General features: G+C 67.5%; 10 protein-coding genes. 1 reads left to right on the top strand and 9 read right to left on the bottom strand.

Annotated features, from left to right (window positions below):
- Nucleotides 1-16: 16 nt before the first annotated feature.
- Nucleotides 17-1012 (bottom strand): TAXI family TRAP transporter solute-binding subunit, encoded by a 996-nt coding sequence (locus V6N07_RS17050; RefSeq protein WP_371158007.1) that lies wholly within the window; start codon nucleotides 1010-1012, stop codon nucleotides 17-19.
- A gap of 50 nt (nucleotides 1013-1062) precedes the next feature.
- The gene (locus tag V6N07_RS17045) at nucleotides 1063-1902 is read right to left on the bottom strand and encodes a TauD/TfdA dioxygenase family protein (protein ID WP_371158005.1); all 840 of its coding nucleotides are present in this window, start codon (nucleotides 1900-1902) and stop codon (nucleotides 1063-1065) included.
- Between the two features lie 603 nt (nucleotides 1903-2505).
- Between V6N07_RS17045 and V6N07_RS17040 the strand changes: the two genes are divergently transcribed.
- Nucleotides 2506-5397, top strand: a complete 2892-nt coding sequence (locus V6N07_RS17040) for a calcium-binding protein (RefSeq protein WP_371158003.1) — start codon at nucleotides 2506-2508, stop codon at nucleotides 5395-5397.
- Between the two features lie 111 nt (nucleotides 5398-5508).
- Here V6N07_RS17040 and V6N07_RS17035 read toward each other — a convergent pair whose 3' ends face one another.
- The 7 genes from V6N07_RS17035 to V6N07_RS17005 form a co-directional block, all read right to left on the bottom strand.
- Entirely contained in the window at nucleotides 5509-7335 is a 1827-nt protein-coding gene (locus tag V6N07_RS17035) for a calcium-binding protein (RefSeq protein WP_371158001.1), read from the bottom strand.
- An 87-nt stretch (nucleotides 7336-7422) separates the two neighbouring features.
- Nucleotides 7423-9816, bottom strand: a complete 2394-nt coding sequence (locus tag V6N07_RS17030; protein ID WP_371157999.1) for a calcium-binding protein — start codon at nucleotides 9814-9816, stop codon at nucleotides 7423-7425.
- A gap of 74 nt (nucleotides 9817-9890) precedes the next feature.
- Nucleotides 9891-12089 carry a calcium-binding protein gene (locus tag V6N07_RS17025; protein WP_371157997.1) on the bottom strand — a complete coding sequence of 733 codons (2199 nt, stop codon included), beginning with the start codon at nucleotides 12087-12089 and terminating at the stop codon, nucleotides 9891-9893.
- 147 nt (nucleotides 12090-12236) lie between these two features.
- The gene (dctP, locus tag V6N07_RS17020; protein WP_371157995.1) at nucleotides 12237-13868 is read right to left on the bottom strand and encodes a TRAP transporter substrate-binding protein DctP; all 1632 of its coding nucleotides are present in this window, start codon (nucleotides 13866-13868) and stop codon (nucleotides 12237-12239) included.
- Nucleotides 13869-13931: 63 nt separating this feature from the next.
- On the bottom strand, nucleotides 13932-15839 hold the full coding sequence (locus V6N07_RS17015; protein ID WP_371157993.1) for a calcium-binding protein: 1908 nt from the start codon (nucleotides 15837-15839) through the stop codon (nucleotides 13932-13934).
- A 75-nt stretch (nucleotides 15840-15914) separates the two neighbouring features.
- Complete coding sequence (locus tag V6N07_RS17010) at nucleotides 15915-17822, bottom strand: calcium-binding protein (protein ID WP_371157991.1); 1908 nt, start codon at nucleotides 17820-17822, stop codon at nucleotides 15915-15917.
- Between the two features lie 385 nt (nucleotides 17823-18207).
- Nucleotides 18208-20736, bottom strand: coding sequence for a calcium-binding protein (locus V6N07_RS17005; protein WP_371157989.1), 2529 nt, complete (start codon nucleotides 20734-20736; stop codon nucleotides 18208-18210).
- Nucleotides 20737-20741 lie beyond the last annotated feature (5 nt).

Below are 20741 nucleotides of genomic sequence, written 5' to 3'. Positions count from 1 at the left end.
CTGTCCGATTGACGCCTCAGCCGGCTTCGGCCAGCAGCATGTCCTGATGCGCCTGCATCTCGTCGGTCCAGATGCCCGCTTCCTTGAAGTATCTGATGGCCCCGTCGTGGTAGGGGATCACCACGTCGGCGGTGGCAAACCGGTCGGACGTCCAGCCACGCAGGCTGGCGTTGATGGCGGTGAAGTCGGCGTTGTTCTCGTACATCGCCTTGGTCACCTGATAGACGGTATCCTCGGAGACGTTGACATGGCCGACCACGTAGGTCGCCAGATAGGCCAGCGACATCGGTTCATCGATCCCCGGAGGGCCCGCCTCTACCTCGGTCACCAGCGCGGGATAGACGTCGCGCATTCGGGCCAGTGCCTCATCCGACGTATCGAGGCCGAGGAAGCGGATGCCCAGCGTGGTGTCGAGTTCGCCCGTCACGCCCGATCCGACCGAGGCATAGAACACGTCCAGCCGTCCTTCGGTCACGTCCTCGCGCTGCCCGGCATAGAGCGACGCACGCGGGATCGCGTCCATGTCGTCCCAGCCGAGACCGGCATTCGCGATCTCGGCCAGGGCATAGGTGCCGATGGCGGGCGAGGCGGAATATTCGCTGGCGATGCGCAGACCGGCGATTTCGGCGCGCGACTGGATGGGCGCGTCGTCCATGACATAGAGGCCGACATTGATGCCGCCGCCCACGACCACGGCGCGGATGTCATGGGCCGAGTTGAAGCCCCCCTGCCCCTTCCAGCCGAGCCAGGCCTCGTAGTGGGTGACGACGCCCATGTCGACTTCGCGGTAGTCCATCATCGGCATCCAGACGTTGGCGCCGGCCGCGCTCATCACCTTGCCGGTCAGGTCCGTGCCGTCGCTGACGATGCTGGCGATGGCCGCGCCCGCCACATAGGTCGTGGAGCCGGATTCGCGCGCGCCGATGATGACTTCGCTCTGGGCCATCGCGGCGGTGCCGCCCGCGATGATCGCGGTGCTCAGGCCGAGGCCGGTAAGAATGCGTCTGATCATGGTCGTGTCATCCCCGTTGTCTATGGTGTTCGCTTGCGACATGTGACGCCCTATTCGGCCGCGACGGCGGGCGTTGCCCCCGCCGCGACGGGCGGGGCCGTGCCCTCGATCTGCACCCGGTAGCCGGAGCGGACGTTGGGCCAGTAATCGAAGATCGCGCAGTGGTGGACACAGCGGTTGTCCCAGAACGCGATGGAATTGGCGCGCCAGCGAAAGCGGATCTGCCATTCGGGGCGTTCGCAATGCTCGAACAGCATGTTCAGAATGGCGCGGCTTTCGTGATCGGACAGGCCGATGATCTTCGTGGTGAACACGCGGTTCACGAACAACAGCTTGCGACCCGTTTCGGGATGTTCGACGACGACGGGATGTTCCGCCGACGGCGTGCCCGCCCCGAAGATCGGCGCCCCGTCGTGCAGCGCGGTCAACCCGTCGAGATAGGTTTTCATCCGCGGCGACAGCGCCTCGTAGGCGGCATACATGCTGGCGAACAGGGTGTCTCCGCCGCTGTTGGGCGGGACCGTGTGGACGTGCAGCATGCTGCCCAGGGGCGGGATCGGTGCACAGCTCTGGTCGGTGTGCCACGCATCCCCGGAGACCTTCCGGGAATTCTCGTCGGCGTGGAACTTGCGCACGTAGGGATTGTCGGTCGCCTTGCTCAGGGTCTTCTTGCCGACGTGCTCACCCAGCGGGCCGAACAGCCGCGCGACGCGTTCGTGATCGTCGAACGAGATGTCCTGATCGCGGAAGAACAGGACCTGGAATTCGAGGAACGCCGCTCGCAACTCGTCGATGGTGGCCGGGGACAGTTCGCGGGTCAGATCGATATCGGTGATCTCGGCCCCAAGGGCCGGCCCGTAAGGTGTGGCGGTGAACGTCGCATAGGCCATGACCGTTTTCTCCCGTATGCCGACAGGTTCAAATATGAACACTGTTACCATTATTGATTATAGTTCGGATTTAAATGAAACCTGTCAAGCTTGGATATCGACGCGTCGGATATTAGAATAAACGATTGTTTTAATGCGTTTTTCATAGGCACACCGATCCGGATTCGGCGGATTGGCCCCCATGGCGCCGCTGTCACCGACCCCGAAAACAGAGGCCGGATGACCCCCGACCTTGCAATGAGGGAACCGATTCCGGGGGCTGTCATCGCGGGAAAATACGGGGACGAACATTGCCCCCGATCCGGCCGAAACGCCCAGGATGCGGCCCTGCGGCACCCGAAAAGGCAGCAGGTTCCGGAGACGGGGAAATTCTGCACAATTCGAATGAATAACCCTCTTTTCTCGCGGTCGTAATCTGCCTACCGTGGGGGCCGAGGGTTCTTTGCTGCCACCAAGATACTCTTTGTTTTTCCACGCCTTTCCGGGCGGGTGCTTACCTATTTTCCATGTCTGGCGGCATGAAGCTGTGTCCGCGGCCTGCGGACGCACGGTCTTTGGCTGCTCGATCGATACGGAATACGCACTCACTCAGGAAAGTTATTCATGCCAGACATCTTCGTGGACGTACCGCTCGGGACCTCTGCTTCTCAATTGCAAGGCATGATCGACGGGGCCAGCAGCGGGACGACCTTCCGACTGGCCGCGGGCGACTATACCTTCGACCGGACCGTGGTGATCGACCGCAGCGGCATTTCCCTGATCGGCGCAGGCAGCGATGCGACCACGATCCATGTCACGTCGGCGATCGGCGATGACCCGGCCATTCGCATCGGCCACGAATTGCACCGCCCCGAGATCGAGGCGACCTACGACATCACCGCCCCCGCATCGGCCGGCGACACCTCGATCGAGCTGGAGGCCGGGCACGATCTGGCCGCCGGGGACTACATCTACATCCTTCAGGAAAACACCGACGCCTTCTTTGCCGAGATCGGGGATACCGACTGGCGCAAGGACAAGGAGTTGCGGACGATCCTCGTCGAAGTGACGGATGTGTCCGGCGACACCGTGACGTTCAATTCCCCGCTGACGTTCGATTACGACCCGGCGATCACCACCATCCAGAAGCGCACGCTGATCGAGGACAACGAAGTGTCCGGCTTCACGATGCAGGGCCCCTTCGGGGAGGCGGATGCCTCCAACTTCCGCAACACCAAGGGCGCCCATGAGGGCGGCACGATGGTCATGGTCGGCGGCGTCGCGGGCGGCGCGTTCCACGACATCACCATCAACGACGCCCTGTCGCAGGGCCTGACCTTTGCCGGCAGCCGGGACCTGACCGTCACCGGGTTCAACATGGACGGCACCCACAACAAGGGCGCTGGCGGCAACGGCTATGCCCTGTGGATCCGCGACACCTACGACAGCAGCTTTGCCGCGGACGAGATCCTCAACGTCCGCCACTCCGTCATCTTCGGCAGCTGGAACACCGCCAGCGGCAACGACGTGACGATGGCCTATTCCAACCGCGACGTGAACTTTCACGGCGGCCGCGATCAGTTCAACACCGTCACGGTCGACACCCTCGTGCGCAACGCGGACGAACAGACATGGATGTCCCCCGCCATCTGGTTCAACGGCGGCACCAGCTATGGCGCGCCCACCGATCCCACGACCAACACTGTCTGGTTCAGCACCCTTGTCGGCAGCAACAAGAGCGAGACCGTCCACAGCAACAACGCCGGGTCGGTGATCTATACCGTGGCCTCGGACGACGTCGTCCACACAGGCGACGGGAACGATGTGGTCGATCTTGGCACCGGGCGCGACACCGTCCATGCCTCGGGCGGGCAGGACCGCATCTTCGGCGGGTCCGGCAATGACGAGATCCGCTTTGCCGGGGCCCTGTCTTCCTATGATGTGACGAAATCCGGCAGCACCCTGATCGTGACCAGCGCGTCCGGCGTCACCTACGTCGAGGATGTCGAGGACGCGGTCTTCGGCGGAACCGAATACGATATCGACGACCTGATGGAGGATGCGGCCGAAGTGGCGATGCCCGACCTCGGCCCGGTGCCAGACCCCCTGGCGGACACGCCGACGGAACCGGACCCGACCCCCGACCCCGAGCCGGACCCCGATCCCGACCCTGCGCCCGATCCGGACCCGGAGCCGGACCCCGATCCCGTCGTGATCCCCGGCTCGGACATCGACTGGTCACCGATGGACACGACCGGCTTTGCCACCGTCGATGGCGGGGCCGGCTGGCAGCGGCACATCACCACGGTCGACCTCGTGATGGGCGCGGGGTTGGAGGCCGTGACACTCGACGCCGACGACATCCACGTGATGGGCAACGCGCTGGACAACAACATGCTCGGCGGGGACGGGGCCAACCGGATGGAGGGCGGCGACGGCGACGACCGCATCTTCGGCCGCGCAGGCGACGATACGCTGATCGGCGGTGCGGGCGATGACCATCTGGAGGGCAGCTCGGGCGATGATGCGATCGCGGGTGGCACCGGCAACGACACGATGGATGGCGGGTCGGGCGACGACCTGTTCCTTGCGGGGCCCGGCAACGACCGGATCGACGGGGACAACGACATCGACACCGTGATCTTCGTCAATGCGCGGGACAGCTACGACGTCACCGAGACATCGGATGGTTTCCTTGTCTCGGACGGCAACGGGACGACGACGATCACGGCGGTCGAACGGTTCGTCTTCGATGGCACCCTCTATGCCGCCGCCGACCTGATGGCTGGCGCCCCTGATCCGACACCCGATCCCGACCCAACCCCCGAGCCCGACCCGGTGCCTGATCCGGTGCCTGATCCCGATCCGACACCCGAACCTGATCCAACGCCGGAACCGGACCCTGTGCCCGACCCCGATCCGACACCCGGCACCGATGCCTGGGACGAAATCGACCCCTCCGGCCTTGTCGTGATCGCGGGCGATGCGTCGGGGTTCGACCGCCACAGGTCCGAGGTGTCCTTCGTCATGGGCGACCACCTCGACGACAGCCGCTTCGACAACGATCAGAACCTGACCACCATCGGTAATGCCCTGAACAACGGCATGGATGGCAACGACGGCAACAACCGTCTGGAAGGCCGCGCCGGGAACGATGATCTGGATGGCGACCGGGGCCATGACACCCTGATCGGTGGCGCCGGTGACGACACGCTGGATGGCGGGCGCGGGCGCGACATCCTGGCGGGTGGGGCCGGAAACGACGTGCTGGACGGCGGCAGGGACGCGGATGTCTTCGTTTTCGAAACCGGCGGCGGTGCGGACATCATCGAGGATTTCGAGGACAACGAGGACGCGCTCTACCTCGGGGTTGCGGGTGTTGCATCCGCCTCGCAGGCCCTCGCCCTCGCGACACAGGACGGGCGCGACGTGATCTTCGATTTTGGGGGTGGTGATACGCTGCTGATCGAGGATGTAACGCTGTCCGAGATGATGAACGACATCACGATCATCTAGCCCGCCGCCTGCCCGATCAGGCGGCTCTGCGATGTGCCACGGCCCCGGACAGCGGGGGAGTGGCACATCCGGTCTTTCGCCCGGCGACCGCAATCCCGGCGCACCGGTCGGCTACATCAGATCGAAGGTGACGGTCTCGCCCTCGTCCTCGAAAGGCAGGCGCAGGACGATCCGGTCGCTGTCGAAATCCGCCGTGAAGGTGAACACCGTCACCGCGTCGCCATTCGGCAGCAGGCGGACCAGCTCCTCGGGGCGGAATTCGGGACCGTTCCCGCCCGGGCGCAGGACGGTGAGGCCGCGCACCTCGAAATCGTCGGCCGAAAAGAACTGCCCGTCGACCACCAGCACGTCGCCCTCGTCCGCGTCGTAGTCCATCACCCGGGTCTCGCCGCCGCGCACCCCGGTCGAGAAGAAGCGATCCGCCCCGTCGCCGCCCCAGGCCCGGTCCGAACCATCGATGCCGCCGAAGAGGAAATCGTCGCCGGTGCCGCCGAACAACAGGTCGTCGCCCCTGCCGCCCGCCAGCGTGTCGTTGCCGTCCTGACCGGCCAGGGTGTCGTTTCCACGTCCGCCCGACAGCAGGTCGTCGCCATCCATCCCGTTCAGGAAATCCCGGCCGAATTCGTAGTCGAAGGGGCCCAGGGCGTCGCCGGTGACGGTGTCGTTGCCCGCCCCGGCAAAGACGCGGTCGTCGTTCCAGCCGCCGCCAATGCTGTCGGCCCCGTCGCCGCCGAGGATCGTGTCGTCGCCGTCACCCCCGCTGAGCCGGTCGTCCCCTTCGCCGCCCGACAGGCTGTCGTCGCCCGTGGCTCCGCCAAGGGTGTCGTTGCCCGTGCCGCCGGCGATCGTGTCGTGGCCGTTCTGGCCCTCGACGGCGTCGTCGCCGTCGCCGCCCGACAAATCGTCGTTGCCGGTCCCGCCCAGGATCGTGTCGTCGCCCGCGTCGCCGGTGACGGTATCGTGGGCCGCGCCGGCGTCCAGGCTGTCGTCGCCGTCGCCCCCGGTGATGCTGTCGCTGCCGCTGCCGCCCGCCACGGTGTCGCCCCCCGCACCGCCGTCGATCGTGTCATCGCCGCGCCCGCCTTCGATGCTGTCGGCGCCTGCGCCGCCCTCCAGCAGGTCGGCCCCGCTGTTGCCGATGATCGTGTCGTCGCCGCCCTGCCCGCGCAGCGTATCCTCGAACAGCCCGCCTTCCAGCGGGTCGTTCCCCGCGCCCCCGTCGAGGGTCACCGGCGTGCGATCGATGTCGAGGTCGAAATTGACGATCTGGTCCAGTTCCTCCTGCGACAGCCCGCCGAGCCCTTCGACCAGGGAAGAGAGCCTCTCCGCCGTCTCCACCGCCGTGTCGGGGTCGAAATCCTGGACGCCGAACTGCAGGATGGATCGGGTTTCGCCGGGGGCGAGGGTCAGGGCGAAGGTATAGGCGAGGTTGTCTCTGCTCAGAGTGGCCGTCGTGGGGGCCAGGCCGCCGCCATTGCCGAAGACATGGGCCACCGCCGGGTCCCAGCGATTGGGCTCGTCATCGGTGACGATCCAGAAATCCTCGGGCGAGAACAGCTGGTCCCCGTCGGAGGTGTCGACGGTGTTGGTGCGGCTGTCGGAGCCGAGGTTGGTGCGGGTCTGGTAGGTGTAGGTCACGGTGGTGTCGCCGGTGTTGGTGACACTGTCGAGGAAGCGTGCGAAGCCCGCGTCGTCGGAGACATGGATCTTGCGCGTGATCTGGATGTCCGGGGCACCGGTGCCGGTGAAGGGGCCGATGGCCAACTCGCGATCGCCGTCCTCGCCCTCGGCGGTGGAGAAGAAACCGCGCGCGAATCCCAGCCGGAACCCGCCGTCGAAAGCGTCGTTGGTGCCGTTGCTGATAACTCCGTCGCTCTGGATGTCCCAGATGAAGTTGTTGCCGTCGCGCAGGGTGGTGTTGAGCGGAATGGTGGTCATCGGAATCACCTCAAGTTTTTCAAAAGCAGGTTTTCGAGTGTCGGTGTCGCCCGGGGCCGTCGGCCCACGGGCATGGCGGCATGACCCTCAGGTCATCAGATCCCCGGCGGCGACGTCGAACGTCTGTCCCCCGAGGGTATAGCGGAAGCTGTCGCTGGTCGTCCCGTCCACCAGTACGGCAAGGATCTGCGAGGTCGCTATGGACCGGTTGAGCCACGAGGTGACGATCACGTCGTCGACACCGGCCTCGCCCACGTTTTCCAGGTCGGCCCGGACGAAGCGCACCGAAGATGTCGCAAGGGGCGCGACCGCGCCGTCCAGGGCCAGGATGTCGCCTTCGGCGGCGTCGTAATCGGCGATCCAGTCATGTCCCGGACCGTCCTCGCGCGACAGGTAGAAGGTATCGGCCCCGGCCCCGCCGGTCAGCTGATCGGCATTCGCCCCGCCCACCAGCGTGTCGTCGCCCGCGCCCCCGATCAGGATGTCGGAGCCCCCGTTGCCCGACAGGTGATCGTCGCCGCCGTGCCCGATCAGCAGGTCATGCCCGATCCCCCCTTCGGCCCGGTCGTCGCCCGCGCCCATGTGCAGCGTGTCATTGCCCGCCTGCCCACGCACGCGGTCGCCGCCCTGCACCGCGAAGATCAGGTCGTCGCCCGTGCCGCCCCAGATCAGGTCGTCGCCCGCGGTGCCGACCACGGTATCGTCGCCACCCTGCGCCAGCAGGCCCAGCCCGTCGGTCACCGTCAGGCGGTTGCCATCGTCGCCGTCTGCCGTGACCTGATCGACGCGCAGGGTATAGAACGGCGTGCCTGTCTGGCCGAACCGGCCCGTCTCCTCCGAGACGTTGATGACCACCTGGCCGCCGGGGATGTCCTCGGCGATGTGCACGACCTCGTAGGAACTGGTTCCGACGATCTCGCGGATGTCCGGGTCGCCGTAGTTCGGGAAGCCGCTGTCGATGCCCAGAATGGGCCGCGTGCCGAACCCCTCGCCGGTGACGGACACGAGGTAGGTCACCTCGCCCGCCGCCACCGGATCGGCGGGCAGGTCGAGGATGAAGCGATCGACATCGCCCTGAAACAGATGCCCGCGCCGGTCCGCGCCCGGGGCCAGCGTCGCGGCGCCCGCATCCGTCTGGCCGACATCGGCCACCGCATCGTAGCGCAGGGTATATTCGTCGCTGCCGCGCCCGTTCCTGTTGATCGACAGGAAGGCAGGATCCGCATCACCCGTGGAAAAGACGAACGGGCGCGGTGTCTCGCCGAAGGGCATGAAGGGGCGGATCATGTCGGGTTGCAGGGCCACGGTCGCGCCCGCCGCATCGTGCACCCCGATGAAGGTCGTGCGCCCGCTGACGCCGGTATAGGTCACGCGGTAGGTCGTGTCGTCGGCCAGCGTGGCGGCGAACCAGTCGCTGTCGGCGGGCGACAGGGTTTCCGTCACCGCCACGCCTTCGGTCAGGGTGGACGTCGTGGTGGGGCCGTTGGGTATTTCCGCCGACAAGGCCGCGGTCAGGGTATAGTCGGCCCTGTATACCTCGGTCAGGGCCTCGATGTAGTAGCGGCCTGTCGTGGCCACGCCGACATCGAGGGTCACATCGCCCAGCGGAGTCGATGTGACCCAGTTTCCGGCGGCGTCATAGAGGGCGAGAAGGGTCCCCGCCCCCGCAAGGCTGAAGGCATAGGATATCCCCGCCTCCAGATCGACGGCGAACCAGTCGGCGTCGAGGCTGAACTCGAACGTCTGCTCGACACTGCTGCCGATGGCGATGGTCGCCGGGGTGGTGACATTCGCCGGCAGGTCGGTGCTGACGCGGGCGGTGACGGTGCCCTCGCCCCGAAATGCGCTGCTCACGAACAGGTCGTGGACACCGCCCTGCGTGGTCGTGATCTGGAACAGGCGGTTCGTATCGGTGTAGCCTATATCGTATTCGTTCATCCAATTGCCGTCGGGGTCGTATACTAGGACGACCCCCCCGTTGCTGGCACTGCCCGCCTCCCAGACGAAATCATAGGTGCGCCCCGCCTCCAGCTCGATGGAATAGCGGTCTTCGTCGTCCTGAAAATCGATCGTCGTGGCGACGGGCGTGTCCAGCTCGATCCGGGGGGCGTAGTCCGACCAGGGCGACAGGTCCCCCACGACCTCCGTCAGGGTCACGGTGTAGGGGCCGGTGAACCTGTCGCCGAAGCGGTCTATCCCCTCCACCCGCGCAAACAGCGTCCCGTCCTCGCGCGGAGACGTGTAGATCGTGCTGCTCGTCCCGTGTGGGATAAGGGAAATCGTCTCACCGCCAAGTACGCCCCTCACGTCTCCGCTGTCGCCCTGGAACGTTCCGTTGCCGACCGTCAGGCGATAGGTCGCACCGCCGATCACGTCGAACCCGATGGCATCGGTGTCACCGGGCGTCTCGTAGACGCCGGAATAGGTGCCGCCCACCGCGACGCGCGCGGTGGATGTGGTATCACGGGGCAGATCGGTCATCGGGTCCTCCTTCGTCTCCTGCGCGCAATCAGACCACGCAGGAACCCGTCTGACCAGTCATGGAACCATTACCGTCAAACGGTTAGCGCATATTCCACCTCGTCGATGCGCAACGTGATCTCGGGCAGCGCGGCGCCATCCACCAGTGCCCAGAGGATCTGACCGGTGGGTTGATAGATCACGAAGGCCTCGTCGATCCCGGCGTCGCCCGCGCCCGCCGTGTTGGCGATGTTGACCTGGAAGTCGCTGGCCAGCGCGCCGTCGAAGGCGACCAGCGCATCCTCGGCCGCGAAGTCCTGCACCCAGTCTGACCCGTGGCCTTCGACGCCCGCATGGAACACCCGGTCCGCGCCCGCGCCGAGGTTGATGCGGTCCGACCCGAAGCCGCCGTTGACGAAATCCATGCCGTCACCGCCGAACAGCAGGTCACCCAAAGACCCGCCGGACAGGGTATCGTCCCCTGCCCCGCCGATGATCGTGTCGGCGCCGGTGCCGCCCGACACCACGTCGTCGCCCCCGTCGCCGCGCAGCTCATCATTGCCCGCGCCGCCGTCGACCATATCGTTGCCGTCACCGGAGATGATCAGGTCGGACAGGTCCGCGGCGGTGGTGCCGCCCGTGATCGTGTCGTTGCCGGTGCCGCCGACGATCGTGTCGCGCAGGTCGGACCCGGTGATCAGGTCGTTGCCCGCGCGCCCTTCGATCAGGTCGCCGCGCGTGTCGAAGGGATCGCCACCGCTGTCGGTCGGGCCGGGGGTGATCGTGTCGTCGCCGTTGCCGCCCGACAGCGTCTCGGGCAGGGGCAGGCCCTCGATCAGCAGGCCGGTGGCCGCGCCCTCGGGCAGGATCTGCTCGAGGGTGAAGCGCCCATCCTGCAGAGCGAAAACCTCCACCCCGGACACGGTGTCGATGCCGCGTCCGTCGTCGATGGTGACCGTGTCCCCGCCCAGATGCACGACCGTCAGCGTCGCAAACGCCGCATCCCGGTAGAGCACGGTATCGGGCTGTCCCTCGCCTCCGACGATCGAATCGTTGCCGGCCCCGCCGTCGAGACGGTCGCGTCCGTCGCCGCCCGTCAGCGTATCGTCCCCTGCGCCCCCATCGAGGAAAACGCCGTCCATCGACGCCTCCAACAGGTCGTTACCGATGCCGCCGAACAGCTGATCGAAACTGCCGCCACTGCGAAGCACGTCATCCCCTGCGCCGCCGGCCAGGATGTCGGGCCCGGTGCCACCGATCAGCGTGTCGTTGCCGCCGCCGCCCTGCACCGTCGTCTGACCGGGCCCCGCGCCGGAGGTGATCAGATCGTCGCCCTCGCCCCCGTAGAGGGAATCGCCGTAGCCGTATCGGTATTCCGTGGCGAGGGTCAGGCCGCCGTCGATGGTGTCGTTGCCCGCGCCGCCGAAGATGCGGTCGATGCCGTCGTCCGCCTCGTCCCCGCCGCGCAGCAGGTCGTTGCCATCGCCCCCGTCGAGGATATCCAGCGGCCCGCCGCCCCCGATGATCGTATCGTTGCCCGCCTCGCCGCGCAGGGTGTCGATCCCTTGGGCACCCAATATGCTGTCGTCGCCCGACCCTCCAAGAATGCTGTCGTTGCCGAACCCGCCGTCCAGAACGTCATCGCCCGCACCCCCGTCGATGTTGTCGCGCAGGTCGAGGGGTCCCGGCCCTCCGAGGATCGTATCGTTCCCCGGTCCGCCATTCAGACTGTCGGTGCCATCTCGCCCCTCGATCCGGTCGTTCCCGGCCTCGCCCGAGATATCGTCGTCAAGGTCCGTGCCGATCAGGGTGTCATCCCCATCCCCTGTCCCGTCCCCTGCCCCGTCTGGTGGCATCGCCGCCTCGAAGGCGGTGGTCAGGCTGATCACGTCCTCGGCGGCAAAGGGCGTCACGGCCGCCGTGCCCTGCCCGCGGGTCGACAGGTCGACACTGCTATCAAGCGGGGGCAGGTCCGCCCCCGCGATGCGCAGGGTGATCTCGGTCGTGATGCCGGGGGTTTCCTCATATCCGAGGCCCAGAACGGTCGTCGTCCCGTCCGGGTGAATGACATCGCCGAACACGAACAGGTCCGGCGCGCCGAAGGTCAGCGCGCCGATCTGCACCTCCTGCACGTCGAGGTCCGTGGTCACGATCGGCAGGCCGTTGGGCGGCGTGAAAGCACTCTCGTAGGTGAAGCTGTCCGTTCCATCCGGCAGGGTCACCGTCGCGGGCAGGGTCGTCGCCTCTTCCAGGGCAAAGGTGGCACTGTCGTAACGCAGAAGGTTGGCGGTCATGCTGTACTGGATCATCTGGCCCTGTCGCTTTCCAAGAAATGACGGATGCTGAAACTGCCGACAGGGTGTCGCGCCCGAACCCATGCGTCAATCATACGGGATTGGCGTGGCGAACCCACGCCGACCCCGATGACCGGTACCCTCGGCTCAGGCCAGAAGGTCCGTCTCGACCCCACCGACCCGCAGGGTGATGCTGCTTTCGGCCATGCCGTCGACCAGCGCCCAGATGATCTGCCCTGTCGGTCGGTAGATCACGAAGGCCTCGTCAGTGCCCGCGTCTCCGGCGCTGGCGGTGTTGGCTTGGTTTATCTGGAACTGATCCGCCGTGGCCGCACCGCCGAAGACCAGCACATCGCCATCGGCCGCCGAGTAGTCCTGAATCCAGTCGCTGCCGTGGTCGGCAATGCCGAGGTGGAAGAAGCTGTCGGCCCCCGCGCCCCCGTTCACCCGGTCGGACCCGAAACCGCCGTTGACGAAGTCCATGCCGTCGCCGCCGAAGATCTCATCCCCGAAGGCACTGCCGGTCAGGGTATCATTGCCAGCGCCCCCGATCACGGTGTCGGCGCCAAAGCCGCCAGCGATGGAGTCGTTGCCGGCATCGCCGCGCAGCTCGTCATTGCCATACCCGCCGTCGATCGTGTCATTGCCCGCGCCACCATAGATCAGATCGCGCAGATCAGCCGTCGTCGCACCACCCGTGATCACGTCGTCGCCCTCCCCACCGATCAGGGTGTCGTTGCCGTCGCCGCCGTTGATCGTGTCGGCGCCCAGGCCCCCTACGAGGCGGTCGGGACCGGAGGCGCCGGTCAACACGAGACCGATCTCCCCGTTCGACGCGCCGGCCAGCGCATTCAGCCAACCCTGGGCCAAGGATGTGCCGTCGGCCTCGGTCGCGCTGTCCGCGACGAGGGTGGCAAGCGCCAGATTGCTCGCCTCCTGCCATGCCGCGAGGTCTGCGCCCGTGACCACGGTCAACTTTCCGGCGGCTTGCGAGGCGGCAAGCCCCGCGCGGTACGACGCCTCGGCCGCCAAGGCCAGATCGGTCGACAGCTGCGTGTCCGTCGTGTCGTCCAGCAGGGCGCGCAGATCCGCAGGCAGCCCGTCCAGAACGGAATCCGCGATGACCAGGGCACTGTAGGGCGTCAGCAAACCGGTGTTGCCAGGCAGGGCCAGATGATGGTCCGTGATGTCCGTGATGTCGGCAGGCCCGGCAGCGAAGGGCGGCAGCAGGGCACCATCCACGAGGCCGGTCTGCAGCGCCTGGAACAATTCGGAAAACGGCACGGTGGCGGTCGAGAAGCCGGTCTGCGCCGCAAGGCCGCCTGCCACCTGTCCCGGCCATGACAGCGCGCGTCCCGCCAGATCATCCGGCGCGGTCGCCGGGTCCGTCGTGTAGAGCAGGCGCGGGGAATCGTAGGCCGCCGCCAGAACCGACAGACCGCTGACGTCGAAGGCGCGATCCGGTGCCCCGCCCTGCAGGGCGGCATTCAACATCAGGGACCTGTCCACCCCGACCTCGCCCACGAACGGAGCGGTCAACGCCTCCGCCCCCGGCAGCGCGCGGAGCGCGTAGTAGAGCGGCGTGAGCAGGGCCATGTCGACCACGCCCGAAGAGACGCCGTCGAAGGTCTCGAAGGCGCCGATCAACTCTCCGGGATAGTAGACGTCGACGCTATGGGCCCCCATCGACAGGGTTTCGATGGAGGCGGCCCAGGCGTCCAGAACAGGCACGAAGGGACTGGTAGGTGATATATCGGTCGCGAGGCGCAGGGTCGTCATGGGCAATGCTCTCCTATCGAATAACTTCAGTTCGGACAGTCACCCATCTTGTGCACGGGTGCGTCATCCCATCAAGTCGAACTCCACCCCGCCTGCGCGCAGGGTGATGGCGGCCTCGCCCATGCCATCGACCAGCGCCCAGATGATCTGACCGGTCGGACGATAGATCACGAAGGCTTCGCTCGTGCGCGCGTCGCCCGCGCTGGCGGTGACGGCCACGTTTATCTGGAACTGATCCGCGGTTGCCGTGCCGCCGAACACCAGAACATCGCCATCGGCGGCGGAATAATCCTGAATCCAGTCATTGCCGTGATCCGCGATGCCGAGGTGGAAGAACAGGTCGGCATCGGCGCCACCATTGACCCGGTCGGACCCGAAACCGCCGTTGACGAAATCCATGCCATCGCCGCCGAAGATCACATCCCCGAAGGCACTGCCCGTCAGGGTGTCGTTGCCGGCGCCCCCGATCACGGTGTCGGCGCCAAAGCCGCCGGCGATGGAGTCGTTGCCCGCATCGCCGCGCAGCTCGTCATTGCCGTGGCCGCCGTCGATGGTGTCATTGCCCGCACCGCCGAAAATCAGGTCGCGCAGGTCGGCGATGGTCGCGCCGCCGAAGATCAGGTCGTCGCCCAGGCCCCCGATCAGCCGGTCGAAACCGTCGCCCCCTTCGATGGTGTCGCTGCCGCCGCGGCCGTCGATGGTGTCGTCGGCCATGCCCCCGCGCAACAGGTCTTCGCCGTCCGTGCCCGTCAGGTCGAGGGGCGGGGGGGTGAACGCCTCCAGCACGAGGCCGTCGATCCCCGACTGCTGTTGCAACAAGACGTTCTGATCGTCGAAATACGTCAGCAGCAGGGTATCGCCATCGACCCGGTCCAGCAGGGGATACCGCTGGTCGTCGTCGCGATCCACCGGGGCAAGGGTGAAGGGCTGCAACAGCGCACCGGTGGCGTCATAGACCGCGTAGCCCACGTCCTCCTCATCCGCGCCGAGATCGGGGTCCTGGGTGCTGGTGGCGACGAAGATCTGTCCATTGTCGAGGACGGCCACGTCGAAGCTGTCGCTGGCGTAGGTGTTGAACTGCACTGTGGGCTCCACCTCCGCATCGGCGCTGGCAGGCAGGGGGGCGGCCTCTCCCTCGGGGCGGCCCGCGGCGTTGTAGCGTTGCACGAACACCCGGAACTGCCCGCCGGGGACGCCGGGTTCCGCGGCAAGGGCCATCCAGAACACGCCGAAGCCGCCGCCCGGCATGGCCTCGACCCGGATCGTCTGCAGCTGGCCACCGTTGAAGACGTCGGCCACCTGCCGCGCGGTGTCGATGGGGGTGCCGTCGGCCCGGTACCGCTGCACCATGACATCGCGGACGAAGGTGGAATTGCTGACGCCGTAGGCCACCGCAAGGGTGCCATCGGCCAGCACCGCGACATCGGTATTGGCGGCCGTGGTGTTCTGGCCAAGGATCCCGTCGGGCGACAGGACCACCGGTGCCCCCCGGGCCGCGAAGTCCCCGTCGAGGAACAGGAGCTGGTCGTGCCGGTCCTCCCGGTTGGTGGGATTGGCCCGGTAGTCCAGCACGAAGCCGCCGTCCGGCAACTCGGTCAGGCCGTAGGTCAGGTTCGACACCGGCCCCTCGACCACCTGGACCGCCGCGCCGCGCGGGGTGCCATCGGCATCGTAGGCCCGCAGCGAGATGCCCTCGCTGCGATCGCCGCCGATCCCGCGGCTGGTGGTGCCCAGAACGAAACCGCCATCGGCCAGCGCGGTGACGATCAGGTTGTCCGACCCCCGCAGGCCGGGCAGGTCGACGAAGCTGTCCGCCTCGGGGGTGTCGCCCGGCGTGGTGATCCGCACGCGCCCTTCAAGGTTGGTCTGGTCATAGGCCACGACCCATTGCCCACCGGTCAGCACGGCGGTGTGGTGATCCTGTGCAAGGGTGCCCAGGCGCGTATCGCTGAGCAGGCGTTCGTCGGTCATGGTGTGGTCTCCGGCAGGGCAGCACGGGGGTGTTACCACCGCCGCAGGCCGCGGAACGCCCCCCGAATGGGGGGGTCAGGCCAGAAGGTCCGTCTCCACCCCGCCTGCGCGCAGGGTGATGCTGTCCTCGCCCATGCCATCCACCAGCGCCCAGATGATCTGACCGTTCGGGCGATAGATCACGAAGGCCTCGTCGGTTCCGGCATCCCCGGCGCTGGCGGTATTCGCGGCGTTTATCTGGAACTGATCCGCCGTGGCCGCCCCGCCGAAGACCAGCACATCGCCATCGGCCGCCGAATAGTCCTGAATCCAGTCGCTGCCGTGGTCCGCGATGCCAAGGTGGAAGAAGCTGTCGGCCCCCGCGCCCCCGTTCACCCGGTCGCTGCCAAAGCCGCCGTTGACGAAGTCCATGCCATCGCCGCCGAAGATCTCATCCCCGAAGGCACTGCCGGTCAGGGTATCATTGCCAGCGCCCCCGATCACGGTATCGGCGCCGAAACCGCCGGCGATGTTGTCGTTGCCGGCGTCGCCCCGCAGCTCGTCGTTGCCATACCCGCCGTCGATGGTGTCGTTGCCCGCGCCGCCGAAGATCAGATCGCGCAGGTCGCCTGCGGACGCACCACCCGTGATCACGTCGTCGCCCTCCCCGCCGATCAGGGTGTCGTTGCCGTCGCCGCCGTTGATCGTGTCGTTCCCGGCAAGGCCGTTCAGCAGGTCGTCACCATTGCCCCCTTCCAGAAGGTCATTGCCCGACGTGCCGGTCAGGGTCACCGGCGGTTCGGGCAAGGTGGTCGTGACGGCGAAGGTGCCCGAAAAATCCCGCAGGTATCCGGTTCCGTCAGGCAGGACGATCGCATTGCCCAAGACGCCGGTCGCGGGGGCTTCGCTTGCGCTGACGGGGGTGCCGTCGTTGTCGTAGAGGCGGAAGATCACCGTGTCCCGCGGGCCCTCGAAGGGGGGTTCCACGTAGTCGGGAAAGGGAAAGCGGGGCGGATCGGGGGCGTCGTTCTGATAGGTGACGACGAAGCCGCCCGCCTCGAGGGCGGTGACGCGCACGCTGCTCTGCTCGCCCAGAACGTATTCGTTGATCCGCTGCTCGGTGCCGATCTCGGTGCCGTCGGGGTTGAACAGGCGCATGAAGACGTCGACATCGTCGTCGCCCGACACCGGGTTGCCCTCGGCGTCGCGCAGGATCGCCAGCGTATAGACCAGCACCACGTTGCCGTTCGACAGGGTCGCGCTGTCGAGAAGCTCCGACTGGTTGGCGCGGGGCACCACCGCCGGCAGGGTCGGCAGCGGCAGGTCGACGGGTATCCTGGTGCCGAAATTGATCGGATCGCCGTTCAGCTCCAGCCGTGCGAGCACGAGGGACTGACCGCTGAAAAGCGGATTGTGCGCGTTGTCGTTGATGATGAAGACGAAGATGCTGTCGCCCGCGAGGGTCAGCGAAAAGTTGAGGTTCGACCCGCGGGACGACCCCGCGCCCGTCTCGTTGGTGTTCCACAGCCCCTCGTTCGAGATGGTGCCATCCGCCTCGAAAAGACGTGTTTCGACCCGGTGACCGACATTGACCACGGCCACCACGCGCCCGTCGCCCACGTCGACCGCCCCGTCGCCCTGCGGCTTGTCGAACTCCAGCGCCTCATAGGTGCCGCTGGTCGTCTGGGCGCCGGAGGCATCGAAGCTGACGAGGAAGTTGTTGAAGTCGCGCGACCGGCCGGAATCGCCCGAGACGAAGACGGTAAAGCCGCCGTCCGCATCCTCGCGCACGTGCCACGGGGTGTAGGTATAGGATCTGGAGGCCGTGCCCGGCACGACGACCGCATCCTCGGCCACGACGGTCCGGTCCGCCCCGATCAGCGTCAGGGTCATCCGGTCGGTCGATCCGCGTTCCAGCGTCACGAGGCGATTGCCGCTCAGCGGAAAGGTGTAGAGTTGGGTGTCGAACCCCAAGGGTGCCGTCGTGTCGATGGAAAAGGTCATGGGGTCATCCTTGTGGTGTGGTCGTCGTCGAAGGTCCGGCCTCGCGCATCGGCCGCTGGGGGCCGCGCCCGGGCCGACGACGCGCGGCGTGATATCGGTGAGCGCCTGCGAAAGCCGGGAAAGGTCTGGGTCCTGTCGCACCGGCGGGCATGTGTCGGCAGCGTGGGGTGGAGGGATCGATCATGGAGATGGACCCACCGCCGGACCGAAGGGTGTCCGGGGCGGACCCGGCAGGAATACCGGGGTGGGTTCCAAGGAGTGAGAGTACCAAGTGCCTGATTGCCCGTAGCGCCAGAGAACAGAACAAGGGCGATCGTCCAAGGCCCCCTCCGGACGCGACCCTAGATCGGTCCAAGGGGCCTGTCGGCCCCTCGTTCAGGGGGGGTCAGGCCAGAAGGTCCGTCTCCACCCCGCCGACGCGCAGGGTGATGCTGTCCTCGCCCATGCCATCGACCAAAGCCCAGATGATCTGCCCTGTCGGGCGATAGATGACGAAGGCCTCGTCGGTTCCGGCATCCCCCGCACTGGCGGTGTTGGCGGCGTTTATCTGGAACTGATCCGCCGTGGCCGCCCCGCCGAAGACGAGGACATCGCCATCGGCTGCCGAGTAGTCCTGAATCCAGTCGCTGCCGTGGTCGGCAATGCCGAGGTGGAAGAAGCTGTCCTCCCCCGCGCCGCCGTTCACCCGGTCGGACCCGAAACCGCCGTTGACGAAATCCATGCCGTCGCCGCCGAAGATCTCATCCCCGAAGGCGCTGCCCGTCAGGGTGTCATTGCCGGTGCCGCCGATCACGGTGTCGGCGCCGAAACCGCCGGCAATGTTGTCGTTCCCGGCGTCACCCCGCAGCTCATCGTTGCCATACCCGCCGTCGATCGTGTCATCTCCATCCCCGCCGAAGATCACATCGCGCAGGTCGGCCATGGAGGTGCCGCCCGACAGGCTGTCGTCGCCCGCGCCGCCGATCAGTGTGTCGGACCCGTCGCCGCCCAGAATCGTGTCTTCGCCCACCGTCCCGGTCAGCCGGTCGGCCCCCGGCGTGCCCTGGATCGGACCGGCCCCGCCGCTGCCGTCGTCCAGCACCCCGGTTGCCGCCGCGGTGCCCAGGGTCGCGCCCGGGGCCTGGGTCAGCTCGAATCGGTAGCCCTCGAATGGCTCGGCCAGCCCGTCGGCCAAAGGCGTCAGGGTCACCGTGCGCACGTTGGGGTCCGGGCCCTCGGCCTCGGCGGTGGCGGCCCCCAGGGTGACCTGACCGCTGGGCAGGCGGCCGCCCGCAAAATCCGCACCGGTCACCGGGGTGTCGCCGTCCCCCACAAGCCGCCAGCTGACGGTCACCGCCTCGGAGGTGTCGCCGATGCGGATGATGTTGAAGGCCAGCGCCTCGCCCCGGTCGAGCCCATGGACATAGACCAGCGACGGGGCGAGGCCGGTTTCGCGCCCGGTGGCCATGTCGAGGATGCCCGGGGCCGCGCGCCCGGCCTGTCCCGTCGCCCCGTCCGGGCCGTCGGTGCCGTCGATGCCGCTGTCGCCCTCGCTGCCGGTGGTGCCCGAGGGGATCGGCGCGCTTTGTCCGAAGGCGCGGGCGTTGATGTAGAGATCGACATAGGCCTGGGGCGGGGTGCCCCCGCCCGCGCCGCCGCTGTACTGGTGCCAGGGCTCGTATTCGATGCCGCCCAGCCCGCCCCGGGCATCGCCGCCCTCGCCCCCGCTGGCGGCGGTGGTGGCCGGGGTGACGCGGATGTTCTCTCCGCTGCCCGCCGCCTGCCCCGAGAGGGTGCCGTAGTTGATCACCGAGGCGGCGGCCCCGGCACTGCCGGTGGCGCCCGCCGCACCGCCGTCGCCGCCGGTGCCGCCCCTGCCGCCGGTGCCCGCCGGGCTGGTCAGGTAGTAGGTGAAGAATTGACCGTAATCCTGGCCCTCGTCGCCGGTCCAGCGGATCGCCTCCACCCGGTCCCATTCGTAGCCGCCGCGTCCGCTGTTGCCGCCCCGGGCCTCGCCGCCATCGCCACCGAAGCCGCCGAAGCCGCCCAGGCCACCGGCGGCGGTGTTGCCCGTGCCGTAGTCACCCCCGGTCAGCCGCCCCGAGAACACCACATCGGTCAGCGTCACCGTCCCCCGGTTCAGGATCGCGCCCGCGCCCGCGCCCCCGTCGCCGCCATCCCCGCCGTCGCCCCCGTCGCCCGCGCGGCCACCGTCGCCGCCGTCGCCGCCGGGTTCGGGCTGGGTCTCGGTGTTGGTCAGGGTGCTCCAGTCGAAGACGATCTCGTCGATACCATCGTTGTCGATGTCCTCCCGGGTGAAGGCGGGGTCGGGGGCGGGGGTGTTTTCCGGGTTGTTGTCATAGCCGCCCTCGCCGCCGCGACTGTCGCCGCCCTTGGCCCCCCGGCCGCCGCTGCCGCCGCCTTGGCCGATCCCGAAGTTGTCCGAGATGCCCACCCGCTCCAGCGTCAGGGTGCCCGCGTTGACGATGGCACCCGCGCGATCGGTGCCATCGGACCCGTCCTCGCCATGGCCGCCGGCGGTTGCGTCATTGCCACCCGCACCGCCGTCGAGGCCGGCCCCGGCCTCGCGGGTGGCATCCGCGCCGGGGTCGCCCGAGCGCCCGGCGGCGGCATTGCCGCCGATGTAGCGCGTGCCCACCAGGTCGAGGTTGCGCAGCGTGACCTCGGTGTCCGGGGCGACGCTCACGTGCCAGGCCCAGGCCGACGCGCTGTCGAGGGTCACATCGCTGACCCCGTCGCCGTCGATGTCGCCGTCGATGGTCAACCCGCCGCCCCCCGAGATGGAGAGCGTCGCGGTCAACTGCACCACCGAGGTGCCGGGCGCGAAGCGGATGACATCAGCCTCGGCGCTGGCATTGGCCTGGGTGACGGCCTGGGCCAAAGTGGCGGCGTCGGAGACAGTGAACAGAGCCATTGGGA

Origin of the sequence: Jannaschia sp. 2305UL9-9, assembly GCF_041403465.1 — a bacterium.
Taxonomy (GTDB): domain Bacteria; phylum Pseudomonadota; class Alphaproteobacteria; order Rhodobacterales; family Rhodobacteraceae; genus Jannaschia.
Note: the sequence above shows the minus strand (reverse complement) of the source record. Positions and strands in the feature narration are given on the sequence as shown.